The following is a 14424-nucleotide window of genomic DNA, read 5'->3' as shown; positions in this document are numbered from 1 at the left end:
TTCTTTTAAGAATCTCCCCCTAGAACGACAAGGAGGGGCCAAAGATTATTAACACCCGTTTCTTTAGTCGGTTTTACTTTGTTTAATGCAAATCCTGACCTAACTTTAGCTCTAAATTAGCCGTATGAAGAACACGATTTCAGCAAGGGTCGCCGATTTTTTAAAAAACTATCCCCCCTTCAATGAAATAGATATCAAAGAAATAGAAAGCCTATCGGAAGAAATAAGCATTGTCTACAAAGTAAAGGGAGAGGCTATTTTCGCCATCGATGAAGAAGCGCACAAGTATTTTTATGTCGTGCACAAAGGGGCGGTCATACTCACCAAAGAACCCAATGACGAGGTCGTGGACCTGTGCGACGAGGGTGACATCTTCGGACTGAGGCCGCTTATTGCCAATGAAAATTATAAGATCGGGGCCAAGGCCTACGAAGAGACCATTCTTTACGCCATCCCGATAGTGGATTTCAAACCAATCATAAAAAAGTACGACGAAGTAGGCACCTTTCTTATCGAAAGCTTTGCGTCGAACACCAGAAATCCCTATTCAAAGAGTCATAGGGGCAAACTCTACGGGGCCTCCGAATCGACAGAAAATGCTAAGGTAGGCGACAATCAACTCCTAGACCTGCAGTGCGTCCACTATTCAAAAAAGCTGGTCACCTGCACCGAAAACACCATGATCAAAACCATTGCCTCTACCATGACCGAAAAAAAAGTAGGGGCTATGTTGGTCTTAAAAGACAAGCTTCCCGTGGGAATCATAACGGATAAGGACATTAGGAATAAAATTGCAACGGGACTCTTTCCTATCACCTCAAGGGCAAAAAGCATTATGAGCTCCCCAGTTATTACCTATCCGAAAAAAATGACCGTGACCCAGGCCCAGATGGCCATGATGAAGAGTAACATCAGCCATCTATGCCTAACCTTCGATGGTACACCGAATACAGAGGCCGTAGGTATCATAAGCAAGCATGATATCATGTTCGAGTTGGGCAACAACCCTGCGGTATTGATCAAGGCCATCAAACGTGCCAATGGTTTCAAAAAGCTAAAGGCCGTACGCCGGCAGATCATGAACCTGCTTCAAGGATATCTCGACCAGAACATCCCCCTCACCCTGACCTCGAAAATCATATCGGAACTTAACGATGCGTGCATCAAACAGATCATCAAGATCGCACTTGATAAGATGGAGAGTCCTCCTCCGGTTAAATTTGCCTGGTTGGCCATGGGCAGCCAAGGGCGCAGCGAACAATTACTGCATACAGATCAAGATAACGCCTTGGTCTTTGAAGACGTACCCGATTATTTATTAAGGTCGACCCGAGCCTATTTTTTAAATCTATCCAAGATTGTCACAAAAGGTCTTTTTAGTATAGGCTATGAGTACTGCCCTGCTGAAATGATGGCTTCCAACCCCGAGTGGTGTTCCAGTATTTCGGAATGGAAGGAGCGGATTTACCATTGGATCACCAATCCCGGTCCTGACCAGGTCTTGTTGTCTTCCATATTTTTTGATTACAACCTATCGTACGGAGATCCCGATTTGGTAAGCGAGCTTAGTGCCCACATATTCGATACGACGGAAAAATTCCCGAACTTCTTTTTACACTTGGCCAGTGGCGCATTGCAGAGTCCTTCCCCTAGTGGTTTTTTCAGAAGTTTCTTGGTAGAGGAAGATGGCGAGTACAAAGACTTTTTCGATGTAAAACGAAGGGCCTTGATGCCCTTGATCGATGGTGCACGTGTGTTGACCCTCTCCCATAAGGTAAAGTCGATCAACAATACGGCGGAGCGATTTGAAAAATTGGCCGAACTGGAGCCCAACAACGAGGAATTGTTCATGGCCTGCTCGTACGCTACAAAAGCCCTTTTAAAATTCAGGACCAGACATGGACTCCTACACAATGACTCGGGGCGTTTTATAGCGCTTAACAAATTGACCAAAGAAGAAAAAATCAAGTTGAAGCGATGCTTTAAAACCATTAAAGACCTCCAGGAGCTTCTAAAAATACGCTTTAAAGTGACAAACCTATTGGGCTAATGAACCTGTTTAAAAAACGAAAAAAGAACTATCCCGATTTTTGGATGGATTACTTAGAGCGGTTCAACGCCAAGCCGGAGAACGACCTCTCAAAGATCCGCTTTGTGGTACTCGATACGGAAACTACGGGCTTTGATTACGAAGCCGACCGTATCTTATCTATCGGGGCACTAAGCCTTCAGAACAACCATATCAATGTAAACCAAAGTCTTGAGGTCTATCTATACCAGCATTTCTATCATGCCGAGAACATTCAGATACACGGTATTTTACAGGAAGAGCCCAAGGAACGTATTACGGAGTTGGATGCCCTGATCCAATTTTTAGATTACATCGGCAATTCGGTTCTTGTGGCCCATCATGCCGGCTTCGACCGAACCATGATCAACAAGGCCCTCAACCGGCACGGGATGCCCGACCTAAAGAACAAGTTTCTAGATACTTCCGTCCTTTACAAGCGAACCCTGATCCAATCGCCACTGTTACCGGTCAAGCCCCAATATTCACTCGATGAGCTGGCCGAAAAATTCGATATCTCCAAAAAAGACCGGCATACGGCACTAGGCGATGCCTACATTACCGCCATTGCCTTTATGAAGATTCTGCAAAAATTAAAAACAAAGAAAAATTTTTCGGTTAAAAAACTACTGAAGTAAGCCTTCAAGCCTTTAAATAAGCCAACACGTTCTTTTCAATACGGGTTTGGATATCCGATATATCGGCCTTTTGAAAAGCTTCGCCCGTTATGTTTTCGTACAGTTCGATATAACGTTCGGAAACCGTTTCTATATACTCATCGGTCATATGGGGCAAGGTTTGCCCTTCAAGCCCCTGAAAGCCGTTTTCAATAAGCCATTGGCGTACGAACTCTTTCGACAATTGTTTTTGGGGCGCGCCTTTTTCCTGTAATTCCGCATAGGTGTCGGCATAGAAATAACGCGAAGAATCGGGCGTATGGATTTCGTCTATCAAAACAATCTTACCGTCCTTGGTCTTTCCGAATTCGTATTTGGTATCTACCAGTATGAGTCCTCTTTCGGCCGCAATTTGGGTACCCCTTTCAAAAAGGGCTTGTGTATATTGCTCTAAAACTTCATAATCCTCCTTAGAGACGATACCTCTTTTTAAAATATCCTCTTTAGAAATATCCTCATCGTGATCTCCCATTTCAGCCTTGGTAGCCGGGGTAATAATGGGGTTGGGGAATTTATCGTTTTCCTTCATTCCCTCTGGCATGGCCACGCCGCACAACATACGCTTACCTGCTTTGTATTCACGGGCCGCATGCCCCGAAAGATAGCCCCTAATGACCATTTCCACCTTGAAAGGCTCGCAGGCGTGTCCTACCGCTACATTGGGGTCTGGCGTAGCCATTAACCAATTGGGAACGATATCTTTGGTAGCATCCATCATTTTAGTGGCGATCTGATTCAGGATCTGCCCTTTATAAGGAATACCTTTGGGCATTACCACATCAAAGGCCGATAGGCGATCGGTGGCAACCATGACCAAGATTCCATTATCAAGTTCATATACTTCACGTACCTTGCCCTTATAAACACTTTTCTGGCCAGGAAATTCAAAATTCGTATCTGTAATGGTACTGCTCATTCTATGCGGGTAATTTTCTATTAAAAGAGGGTTTCGTATTAATTTTGGTGTTCTATATTCTTGTATGCGTCAATCACCTTTTTTACCAGCTTATGACGAATCACATCTTTATCGTCGAGATAAACAATTTCAATGCCCTGGGTATTTTTAAGGATCAAAAGGGCTTCCTTGAGTCCTGAAATCACCCTTCTCGGCAAATCGATCTGTCCGGGGTCACCGGTAATCATAAATTTGGCGTTCTTTCCCATACGGGTAAGGAACATTTTCATTTGTGCATGGGTCGTGTTCTGGGCCTCATCCAAAATAACAAAGGCATTATCCAAGGTACGTCCGCGCATAAAGGCCAATGGGGCTATTTGAATGATTCCGTTCTCTATCAAGTGGGCCAGCTTTTCCGAAGGTATCATATCCCTAAGTCCGTCGTACAAAGGTTGCATATAGGGATCTAATTTCTCCTTTAAATCCCCTGGCAAGAAGCCTAGGTTCTCACCGGCCTCGACTGCAGGTCTTGTTAAGATAATGCGCTTTACCTGCTTTTCCTTCAAGGCTTTAACCGCCAAGGCTACGCCGGTATAGGTCTTTCCCGTACCTGCCGGGCCAATGGCGAAGACCATATCGTTGTTCTTGGCCGCATCGACCAACCTTCGTTGATTGAGGGTCTGTGGTTTTATAAGACGGCCATTAACCCCATGTACCAAAGTTTCCCCACTGTTCTCGGGAGACTCATAGTCTTGGGACGTATTGCTGGTCAGCACACGTTCAATGCTATTTTCGTCTAATTTATTGTACTTGCCAAAATGGGCGGTAAGCATATCAAAGCGGCGTTCGAACTCTTCGAGGAGTTCTTCATCACCGTAGACTTTAATTTTGCTTCCCCTTGCTACGATCTTGAGCTTTGGAAAATACTTTTTTAGTAAATCTATATTTTGATTTTGTTGCCCGAAAAATTCGCGTGGGCTAATCTCTGTAAGTTCTATTATCAGTTCGTTCAAAAAGTGGAGGTGTTAAAATGAGAGCCCGTGAACATAATATTTCGCCTGACTGTTTTTTTGTTATAATTTTGTTTAACAAACTTAACGAAAATTTCAGTTTGCCTAACTAAAACATATCAACATTACTGTATGATAGCGAACTTAAATAATCAGATTTTTACATTTTCCAGTAGCATCTTGCATTCCTTTCTATATCGGTTTAGCGTAGTTATTACCGTTGCACGCCTCATCGTCCGACCCTCCCAAGCTCGTTTAACACCTACTTTTCTTGATATAAATGAAAAGAATTCATGACTCCGATTATAACGCTTACTACAGATTTTGGTCTAAAAGACTACTTTGTCGGTACCCTTAAGGGAACTATCTATAAAGAGCTCTCCGATGCAAAAATAGTTGATATTTCCCATGATATAAGTCCGTTCAACATTCAGGAATGTGCCTATATCTTAGAGAATGCCTACAAACATTTTCCTGAAGGCACCATACATATCGTTGGTGTAGATTCGGAACCCACCCCAGAAAACCAACATATTGCGGTTCTAGTAAACGGCCATTATTTTATCAGTGCCAACAATGGGGTGATCGGACTCATTACCAGTGAGGTCCAGCCCGAAAAAGTCGTGGAACTGAACATACCCAACCCCAGCCACGGTTCCTTTCCCGTGCTTGACGTTTTTGTACAGGTAGCCTGCCATATTGCCCGTGGAGGTACCTTGGAAGTTGTGGGCAAGCCTTTTGACGGATTGAAGGAGCTTAGGGAATTTGCCCCCAGCGCCACCGATAACGGCAACAAAATCATCGGCAGCGTTATCTATATAGACAACTACGGAAACGTGGTGACCAATATCCATAGGAACTATTTTGAAGCCTACCGTAAGGGACGCGATTTTGAACTCAACGCCCGTACGACCAAAATCAAGAAAATACATAATAAGTATAGTGACATTATCAATTTTGACCTAGAAAGAAGCCAGCGTAAGGGAGCTGGTGATCTTTTGGCCCTTTTTAACAGTGCCGGATATGTGCAATTGTCCATATACAAAAGTGACCTGAACACCGTAGGTGGGGCCTCTACCCTACTCGGACTCGATTACAGGGATACCGTTACCATTAGCTTTGTATAGAAATCACCTACAAACCGATTAAGAATGAATCGAACAAATACTGGTTTAAATTGAAATTGTTTATAAATTTGATGACATGGTTTTAAGCTTTCATCATAAAACAACCTCAAACCTAGCTGTATTTCAGACCGACCGGAAGAAATACACCACAATCTAGAAGCTTTATATATGCTCGCCATTTTCAAACGTGAAATACAATCGTTCTTTACTTCGCCCATAGGGTATTTGGTCATCGGCCTTTTTCTTGTTCTCAACGGACTGTTTCTATGGGTTTTCAAGGGACCGTTCAATATTTTCGACTACGGATTTGCCGATTTGGGCAACTTTTTTCTGTTGGCCCCGTGGGTCTTTCTTTTTTTGATTCCCGCCATTACCATGAAAAGTTTCTCGGAGGAGAAAAAACTAGGCACCTTAGAATTGCTCTTTATCAAGCCACTTACCCTTTGGCAAACCGTTTTAGGTAAATTTCTGGGCACCTTGGCTTTGGGAGTAATTGCCCTGATCCCGACCTTGCTTTATGCTTACACCGTATCCCAGTTGGGCACTACGGCAGGTAATATAGATACGGGACTGGTCATAGGTTCGTATTTCGGGACCCTATTCCTAATGGCCTGTTATACCGCCGTGGGGCTTTTTGCGTCTACGCTCTCGGAAAACCAGATCGTAGCCTTCATTACGGGGCTCGTACTTTGTTTTATACTGTATTATGGTTTTGAAGGTCTGGCTACCATTATGGATACCAGTGAAACCGTTGTTTTTGTTCAAAAATTGGGTATGAAACATCACTTTGAGAGTATTGCCCGGGGCGTACTCGACACCCGAGACCTGGTTTATTTTGTTTCCTTGACCGCTTTCTTTCTTTTTCTTACGGTAGAAAAGCTTAAAAACACAAACCGATAATGAAGAAAAATGCTATTGGCGTAGTTGCCGCATTGATCGTTCTACTGATAATCAATTTTGCCTCCGGTTGGGTGTATACCCGTTTTGACCTTACCGAAGACCAAAGGTATACCCTATCGCAGGAAGCCTTGAACACGGTAGAAAATTTTGACCAACCGGTTATCGTAGATGTGCTCCTGGAGGGCAACCTCCCTCCTGAATTCTTAAGACTAAAGACCGAGACACGCCAGTTGCTGGAGGAATTCGCCAGTAAGAACAACAATATAAAATTCAATTTTGTAGACCCGCTTGAAGATACCGAAAACATTGAAGGCACACTTACCGACCTACAGGCATTGGGCCTAAAACCCGCACAAGTTACCGTAGAGGACAGTGGCAAGGTGTCACAAGAAATCGTTTTTCCTTGGGCCATGGTCAACTATAAGAACAAGACCGTTAAGGTGCCCTTGCTCAAGAATAAGTTAGGGGCCTCCACCGAGGACCGGGTCAACAATTCTGTACAGAACTTGGAATATGCCTTTAGTGATGCATTTGCCAAGGTAAACCTTACCGAGAAAAAACGAATTGCCATATTAAAGGGGAATGGCGAACTTGATGATATTTATATCGCTGATTTTCTCACCTCCATTCGTGAGTATTATAATATAGGTGCCATTACACTTGATTCGGTGGCCAACAATCCGCAGGGGACCCTAGACCAATTAAAGGAATTTGACCTTGCCCTGATCGCCAAACCTACCGAAGCCTTTACCGATGCCGAAAAATATGTGCTCGACCAATACATCGTAAACGGGGGCAAGTCGATGTGGCTTATCGACCAGGTGAATATGGAATTGGACAGCCTTTTTAATCAAAGTGGCACGGCCATGGCGCTTCCGAGGGACTTAAACCTTACCGATTTCTTCTTTAAGTACGGTGTACGGGTCAACGGCAATTTGGTGAACGATATGTATTTCACCCAAATCGTAATTGCATCGGGAGAAGGAAACGATTCACAGTACAATCCCGTTCCTTGGTATTACCACCCGATGGTCTTTTCAAAAAACGACCATCCTATAAACAATAACCTTGAGGCCATACGGTTTCAATTTGCCAACTCTATAGATACCTTGGCCAATAGCAATAAAAAGACCATACTACTGTCGAGTTCGCCCCTGTCAAAATTAGACGGTACACCTAAGCAAATCAGTCTAGACCTTATAGACCTAAACACCCCTCCCGACAAAGAACGCTACAACAAGGGCAACAACCCCTTGGCCGTTCTTATCACCGGTAAATTTACATCGGCATTCGCCAATCGGGTCAAGCCGGTAGCCTTGAAAGGCACCCTTGACCAAGGTCAAGAGAATGCCATGTTGGTAATTTCGGATGGCGACATCATACGCAATCAGGTACGGAACAATAGGCCCTTGGAATTGGGTTACGACAAGTGGACAAACAACTATTATGGAAACAAAGAATTTTTAATAAACGCCATGAATTACCTTTTAGACGAAAAAGGACTTATAAACATTCGAAATAAAAAAGTGGCCGTACCCCTCATGGACGCCAAAAAGATTGTCGACCAAAAAAGCTATTGGCAGCTAATAAATATTGGGCTTCCCGTAGGATTGACACTTCTTTTTGGGGCATTTTTCAACTATTTTAGAAAGCGCAAATACGGGGCCTAGATGTTAATAAGTTTGTTTCGGTAAAAAATGCATTTCAAATATCTTTGTTTCACTGAGTTTTTCGGAACTTGGTTTAATTTCGAGACATTTTTAGACACTATATCCCACAAATTGAAATAACGATTCTCCTATGAAATTCATAGTATCCAGTACGTATCTCTTAAAGCAGTTACAAGTTTTAGGTGGTGTTATCAACAATAGCAACACGCTACCTATTTTAGATAATTTTTTATTCGACCTTGACAACAATAAACTAACGGTCTCCGCTTCGGATCTTGAAACTACAATGAGTTCGGTACTGGATGTGGATTCTGACAACCAAGGGACCATTGCCGTTCCGGCGCGTCTTTTATTGGAAACCCTAAAGACTTTTCCCGAACAGCCCTTGACCTTTGTTGTAGAGGATAACAATACGGTAGAGATCAGCTCAAACCATGGTAAGTATGCCTTGGCCTATGCAGATGGTGCCGAATTTCCGAAAGCCGTTGAACTGGCCAACCCTAGTTCTACTACCCTTCTCGGCGATATTTTGGCCACGGCCATTGACAAAACCATATTTGCGGCCGGTAACGATGACCTTAGGCCGGTGATGAGCGGTGTCTTTTTTCAATTCTCACCCGAAAACCTAACCTTTGTCGCTACCGATGCCCACAAATTGGTAAAATACCAAAGAACGGATGTTACGGCTTCGCAAGTAGCCGAATTTATAATGCCGAAGAAACCCTTAACACTCTTAAAGGGAATTTTGTCCGGTAGCGAATCTGATGTCGTTATCGAATACAATGACAGTAATGCCAAGTTCAGTTTTGAAAATACCGAACTTATCTGTCGTTTGATCGATGGAAAATATCCGAACTACGAAGCAGTAATCCCTAAGGAGAATCCTAATGTACTTTCTATTGCCCGAAATCAATTTTTGAGCTCGGTAAAAAGGGTCGCTATTTTCTCTAACAAGACTACCCACCAAATACGTTTAAAAATCGCAGGGGCCGAATTGAATATTTCTGCCGAGGATATCGATTACAGCAACAAGGCCGAAGAGCGTTTGACCTGTTCTTACCAAGGTGACGATATGCAAATTGGCTTTAACTCCCGATTCTTGACCGAAATGTTGAACAATCTCAATTCCGATGATGTTTCCTTGGAAATGAGCTTGCCGAACAGAGCAGGTATCCTTACCCCTATCGACGGACTTGACGAAGGTGAAAATGTAACCATGTTGGTTATGCCGGTTATGCTTAATAGCTAAGAACATTACCCCAATATAAAGTAGAGCCCTGGAATATGTTCCGGGGCTTTTTTTATTGAAAAAAATCCTTACGCTTCATTCTGCCCTATATTAAGTCGGAATGCCCTGATGCGCCTGCCAATCTCTAAAGGAAGAAGCATAAAACGAAGTAAATCACCAGCTTACCATTCCCTTATTCCTTCAAAAAAATTATAATACAACAACTAGACCGTCGTTTATTTCGTACATCTTTAAACCCCGAAATTAAAATTGTATGAAAAAGTTGAAGATTTATCTATTCTTATTAAGCATCGGTTTCTGTGTTATAAGCTGTACGAACGACAACTTAGGCTTGGTTACGAATGACGATTCCGAGGAACAAGAAACGGAAACCCCTACCGAAGAAGAGAACACCGAGGAAGAGGAAGATACCGATGAAAATACCGAGGACGAAAACGAAACCCCTATTGATGTAGCTACGGAACTAATCGCTAACGATTTAGAGCCACACCCCATGCAAGATGTAGCAAAGCCCGAATACTTAAAGACCATTGTCGACCCATCCTTTGGAACGATCATCCGTAGAATCTCAAATGGCGGCAACGGTAGTGTCATTAAACCCATGTACAGTACCATTCAAGCATGGAATGCCGATGAGAGCAGAATGATCCTATACGACCAGACCAATGGCGTACATCAATTACTAGACGGTAAGACCTATGCCTTTATCAGAAACCTCGACGATGTTCGCCCCGATGACCTAGAGCAGCTGTTTTGGGATTTTAACGAAGCCGACATTCTATATTACCTCGATAAATCTACCGACGATTTTATAAAGTATACCGTGTCATCGGGTAACAAAGAAATCATGGTAAACCTTAAAGAACTTACAGGCTGTAACGGAAGCATCAGTATGGGCAACGATGTACAGATGATGTCGTGGGATTCAGATGTTATAGGTTTCCGCTGTAATAACGACCAAACCTACTCCTATCGCTTTTCGACCAAAAAACTAACCCTTCTCAAGGTAGGCGATGTTAATTATACGGCCGCCATGCCTGCTCCGAGCGGTAATCTTTTTTACCACAATGTATCCTCATACGATACTAATGGCAATTTAAAGGCCCAACTGAATAAAAATAAGCCCGAACATTCGTGTTTGGGTCAAATGGCCAACGGAAGCGATACCGATTTTTCAGTGAGTTTTGGCGAAGGTCCGCGTGGAGGCTGTTTGGGCAATATCATTGCCTATGATTTGAATACGGGCGATTGTATCCCCGTAATATCTGAAGATTTAGGGTATGATTATCCTAAAAGTGGTACGCATATTTCTGCCGTAGCCCATAAAAATCCGGGATGGATCGCAGCCTCTATGGTCGGTTTTGAAAAAGACGGACAAAAACTTTTAGACCAAGAATTGGTCATAGCCCGGGTTGAACCTGGAAATGTAGAAGTATACCGTATTGGACACCACAGGGCGGACGAGGACGAATTCGGTTATTGGGGTGAGCCACATGCCGTCATCAGTCCCACAGGAACACGCGTACTTTTTGGTTCGGATTGGAGCGGTAGCGAAGATGGCAAATCTGTAGAATCATACGTTGTTGAGCTACCTTCTTATCAACCCTAATCGTTAAATTGTTTTATCGCAAGCCATATAAGGTTAACACCTTGCTCTTTTAACACACTTAAGAACAAGCCCTTTTTTGGGGCTTGTTCTCGTTTATACCTATTCCATTTACACAAAAAACGGGGTCAAGCGAACATAAAACACTTCGCTTTACACAGAACTGCATTGTTTTTTTTATTTAATTAATATATTAGTAATTACATAGTTCTGTGCAACTTAGGTTGGGATGATTTCAAAAGGGAGGTCCTATGCCCATGTTAAACTTTCTAACATCGAAATAGACACCAACCGAACCATTGATATCATGAATAGTAAAAAGTCGAAAAGACTTATACCGAGAATTTAGATACCTTAAGGCAAAACGGATGGTTACTTATGGGGCTCTACCAGAGCTTAAGGCTCCAAGGAAAAAAAAGAGGAGGCCCAGACCATTGAAGCCGAATTTTATAAGGCTTGGGGCATGCCGATACAAAAATCGAAACATCGGTACTATAAATTTAACAATGCCATGAGTGCATCAAAAAAAACGAAGTATTCTTTTATCGCCATAGCCTTACTACCTATTTGCGTTGGCTTTTTTGTATTCCTTCTTTTTTCCACGGAGAAAAAACTCCCTATTTTTAACGCTACCGACTTCAATTCCGAATTAGTAGACCTTTCCATTCAGGGCAGTTTAAACAAGCACAAGGTCGCCAATTTCAGTTTAATCGACCAGAACAATACCCCCATTACCCAAGAAAATTACAAAGACAAAATTTACGTGGCCGATTTCTTCTTTACCCGGTGCCCCAATATTTGCCCTATTATGGCCAACCATATGAAAAAATTGCAAAAGGCCTTCCTGAACGACGATGATGTGATGTTTCTATCCATGTCCGTTACCCCTGAAATTGACAGCGTATCGGTTTTAAGGAAATACGCCAACAAACACGGTGCCATTGACGGAAAGTGGCATATTACCACGGGCGACAAAAAACACATTTACGAGCTGGCCCGTAAAAGTTACTTTGCCGTGATAAATCAAGGGGACGGTGGGTTACAGGATTTTATCCATACCCCAAACTTTATTTTAATCGACAAAAAGAATAGAATTCGGGGTGTTTACAACGGCACAAGCGACAAGGATGTTAGCCGGTTGGCCATTGATATCAAGACCTTACAAAAGGAGGATTTATAAAACCAAGCCCTTATTTACGTGTAGGCCTGGGTGCCTCTAGTTTTTCATTATAATACTTTAACGCTTCTTTCAACTCTTCTAATTTATCTGCTCGGGTTTGCGCCACATTATGCTCCTCTGAGATATCTTCCTTCAAATTATACAATTCATAGAGGTCATCCTCATAAAAATAGATGAGTTTCCAATCCCCTTTTCTAACGGCTTGCCCTGGAGTCCATCCACTACCGTGATAATGCGGATAATCCCAAAACAAACTCTTATGGGACACATTTTCCTTTCCATCCAGTAAGGGGGAAAGACTGATTCCGTCTTGATGTAAATCTGGCCGAAGCGGCAAATCAAGTTCGCTTAAGATTGTAGGGAACATGTCCATACTAATAACAGGAGCATCAATTTCATTTCCCTGCTTTTGTCCCGGTCTCTTGATCAAAAGCGGGATCCTAATTCCTCCTTCATAAGCCCAACCCTTACCCGCTCTTAACGGTCTTACACTGGTTGGCGCCTTTCGGTTGGCCATAAGCGTGGTCAGTCCTCCATTATCAGAAGTAAAAATCACCAAAGTATTATCCATTATATCCAAAGCTTCCATTTTTTCCAGAAGCCTACCTACATTCTCATCCAGTGCATATACCATAGAAGCATAGGCTGCATTGTATTGGTTGATTACCGTTTGCCCTATTCCTTCTTTTTTGAACAATGCCACGCTATCTTTTAAGGCCTGCTTCTTTGCCTCGAATTTCGCTATGTGTTTTTTTGAGGCCTGAATAGGCGTATGAACGGTGTAATAGGATAGATATAATAAAAACGGATGGTCTTTATTCTCCTCTAAAAACGCCATAGATTCATTAGTAAGCCTGTCGGTTAAATATTCGCCTTCCGGGCCATCTGAAAGTTTCGGGTTTTTATAGGGCGAATAATAGCCTCCTGGCGGACGCCCCTTGTGATGACCGCCTTTGTTTATGTCAAATCCTTGGTCTTCCGGATAAAAACCGGTGTCGCCCAAGTGCCACTTCCCTGCAAAAAACGTTTTATAATCCGCTTCCTTTAGTACTTCCGCAAGAGTGACTTCCTCCAAAGGCAATTCATACAAGTCTTCAGGCCCCTGTAGTAAGGTATTTTTATTTTCATAACCGGGAATCCAATCCGTTATCCCTACCCTAGTGGGATATTTACCCGTCATTAGGGCCGCTCTACTGGGCGAACAAACGGGATTGGGGCTATAAGCATTGGTAAACCGATTACTTTGAGCCGCCAACTTATCAATATTAGGCGTCTCATAAAAGGAACTACCATAGCAAGCCAAATCTTTCCACCCCAAATCATCGACTAAAATAAAAACTACATTTTTAGGTTTCGTTTGACCTTTAGCCTCCGGTACTTCTCCTCCCGTTTTTTTCTCTTTGCAACCTATCAATATTAGGCCAAGGGCCACCAGGGTCATTATTCCGTTTTTCATTATCTCTATATTTTTTTCTCCGTAATCTTAGATCGAGAACTCAAGACCGGAGGTGTTCTCACATCTTTCCCTATGGTCTTCTAAAAAAAGGCACGACTACTTTCCCCCTAAATATATTGAAATATAGATAGAACAAGAGATATCGGCATTGCAATGGGGAATTTAAATTCTAGGATAGGAAAAAAGCCCAACTAAATTTTCAATAGTTTTGCGCTCCAAAGAAAATGATATGACCGTTCAGGACCTCGTTGGCGAGTATTCGATTATAGGAAGCAATCAAGATGCCGAACCGCATTCGTATAAAGGAAAACTGGTTTTATCTTTAGACAGGAATGCCAGAATCGTTGCCAAATGGACTATCGGCGCGAAGCAAGAGCAAGCCGGTACCGGCTTTTTCAAAAACAATATCCTTGTTATAAACTTCAGGTATGTCGGCGAAGACCAAAATATTTACAAGGGCGTCAGACTGTCTCAATACTTAAAGATAGCTTTACCTCGCAAGGTTCGATATTCCTTATCTTTAAGTATGGAGTATCAACAGAAACAATCCCGTACCCAGCTTACCCTCTACACCACTTGTCTGGAC

Annotated in this window: 12 protein-coding genes; 9 read left to right on the top strand and 3 right to left on the bottom strand. The window is 42.8% G+C overall.

Features of this window, described 5'->3' with window-relative positions; all coding sequences use genetic code 11:
• The first annotated feature begins 124 nt into the window (after nucleotides 1-124).
• Nucleotides 125-2050, top strand: a complete 1926-nt coding sequence (locus tag B4Q04_RS07190) for a DUF294 nucleotidyltransferase-like domain-containing protein (protein ID WP_088696420.1) — start codon at nucleotides 125-127, stop codon at nucleotides 2048-2050.
• Nucleotides 2050-2706 carry a PolC-type DNA polymerase III gene (locus B4Q04_RS07185; protein ID WP_013995163.1) on the top strand — a complete coding sequence of 219 codons (657 nt, stop codon included), beginning with the start codon at nucleotides 2050-2052 and terminating at the stop codon, nucleotides 2704-2706. The genes B4Q04_RS07190 and B4Q04_RS07185 overlap by 1 nt, the downstream gene beginning before the upstream one ends.
• 4 nt (nucleotides 2707-2710) lie before the next feature.
• Here the strand turns inward: B4Q04_RS07185 and B4Q04_RS07180 are convergent, their stop codons facing one another.
• Nucleotides 2711-3661 (bottom strand): phosphoribosylaminoimidazolesuccinocarboxamide synthase, encoded by a 951-nt coding sequence (locus B4Q04_RS07180; RefSeq protein ID WP_088696419.1) that lies wholly within the window; start codon nucleotides 3659-3661, stop codon nucleotides 2711-2713.
• 38 nt (nucleotides 3662-3699) lie between these two features.
• Nucleotides 3700-4653 (bottom strand): PhoH family protein, encoded by a 954-nt coding sequence (locus B4Q04_RS07175; RefSeq protein ID WP_013995161.1) that lies wholly within the window; start codon nucleotides 4651-4653, stop codon nucleotides 3700-3702.
• 290 nt (nucleotides 4654-4943) lie between these two features.
• Here B4Q04_RS07175 and B4Q04_RS07170 point away from each other — a divergent pair, with 290 nt between their 5' ends.
• From B4Q04_RS07170 to B4Q04_RS07145, 6 genes are all read left to right on the top strand, one after another.
• A complete protein-coding gene (locus B4Q04_RS07170; RefSeq protein ID WP_013995160.1) occupies nucleotides 4944-5777 on the top strand; it encodes an S-adenosyl-l-methionine hydroxide adenosyltransferase family protein in 834 nt (277 codons plus the stop codon).
• Between the two features lie 168 nt (nucleotides 5778-5945).
• Nucleotides 5946-6677, top strand: a complete 732-nt coding sequence (gldF, locus tag B4Q04_RS07165) for a gliding motility-associated ABC transporter permease subunit GldF (protein WP_013995159.1) — start codon at nucleotides 5946-5948, stop codon at nucleotides 6675-6677.
• Nucleotides 6677-8347, top strand: a complete 1671-nt coding sequence (gene gldG / locus B4Q04_RS07160) for a gliding motility-associated ABC transporter substrate-binding protein GldG (RefSeq protein WP_088696418.1) — start codon at nucleotides 6677-6679, stop codon at nucleotides 8345-8347. The genes gldF and gldG overlap by 1 nt, the downstream gene beginning before the upstream one ends.
• 130 nt (nucleotides 8348-8477) lie before the next feature.
• Nucleotides 8478-9596: a DNA polymerase III subunit beta gene (gene dnaN, locus B4Q04_RS07155; RefSeq protein ID WP_013995157.1), complete on the top strand. Its 1119-nt coding sequence runs from the start codon at nucleotides 8478-8480 to the stop codon at nucleotides 9594-9596.
• A 253-nt stretch (nucleotides 9597-9849) separates the two neighbouring features.
• A complete protein-coding gene (locus tag B4Q04_RS07150; RefSeq protein WP_088696417.1) occupies nucleotides 9850-11205 on the top strand; it encodes a hypothetical protein in 1356 nt (451 codons plus the stop codon).
• Between the two features lie 508 nt (nucleotides 11206-11713).
• Nucleotides 11714-12382 (top strand): SCO family protein, encoded by a 669-nt coding sequence (locus B4Q04_RS07145; RefSeq protein ID WP_088696782.1) that lies wholly within the window; start codon nucleotides 11714-11716, stop codon nucleotides 12380-12382.
• Between the two features lie 10 nt (nucleotides 12383-12392).
• Here B4Q04_RS07145 and B4Q04_RS07140 read toward each other — a convergent pair whose 3' ends face one another.
• Entirely contained in the window at nucleotides 12393-13838 is a 1446-nt protein-coding gene (locus B4Q04_RS07140; RefSeq protein ID WP_201723381.1) for a sulfatase, read from the bottom strand.
• A gap of 208 nt (nucleotides 13839-14046) precedes the next feature.
• Between B4Q04_RS07140 and B4Q04_RS07135 the strand changes: the two genes are divergently transcribed.
• Nucleotides 14047-14424 (top strand): hypothetical protein (locus B4Q04_RS07135; protein WP_123772342.1); only part of this gene is annotated, 378 nt, incomplete at its 3' end.

The organism is Zobellia sp. OII3 (assembly GCF_002211465.1).
In the GTDB taxonomy this organism is placed as follows: domain Bacteria; phylum Bacteroidota; class Bacteroidia; order Flavobacteriales; family Flavobacteriaceae; genus Zobellia; species Zobellia galactanivorans.
Note: the sequence above shows the minus strand (reverse complement) of the source record. Positions and strands in the feature narration are given on the sequence as shown.

Coding starts and splice junctions, on each gene's coding strand:
- dnaN (WP_013995157.1), top strand. CDS start 8,478: ATGAAATTCATAGTATCCAGTACGTATCTCTTAAAGCAGTTACAAGTT.
- B4Q04_RS07140 (WP_201723381.1), bottom strand. CDS start 13,838: ATGAAAAACGGAATAATGACCCTGGTGGCCCTTGGCCTAATATTGATA.
- gldF (WP_013995159.1), top strand. CDS start 5,946: ATGCTCGCCATTTTCAAACGTGAAATACAATCGTTCTTTACTTCGCCC.
- gldG (WP_088696418.1), top strand. CDS start 6,677: ATGAAGAAAAATGCTATTGGCGTAGTTGCCGCATTGATCGTTCTACTG.
- B4Q04_RS07170 (WP_013995160.1), top strand. CDS start 4,944: ATGACTCCGATTATAACGCTTACTACAGATTTTGGTCTAAAAGACTAC.
- B4Q04_RS07190 (WP_088696420.1), top strand. CDS start 125: ATGAAGAACACGATTTCAGCAAGGGTCGCCGATTTTTTAAAAAACTAT.
- B4Q04_RS07185 (WP_013995163.1), top strand. CDS start 2,050: ATGAACCTGTTTAAAAAACGAAAAAAGAACTATCCCGATTTTTGGATG.
- B4Q04_RS07150 (WP_088696417.1), top strand. CDS start 9,850: ATGAAAAAGTTGAAGATTTATCTATTCTTATTAAGCATCGGTTTCTGT.
- B4Q04_RS07145 (WP_088696782.1), top strand. CDS start 11,714: ATGAGTGCATCAAAAAAAACGAAGTATTCTTTTATCGCCATAGCCTTA.
- B4Q04_RS07180 (WP_088696419.1), bottom strand. CDS start 3,661: ATGAGCAGTACCATTACAGATACGAATTTTGAATTTCCTGGCCAGAAA.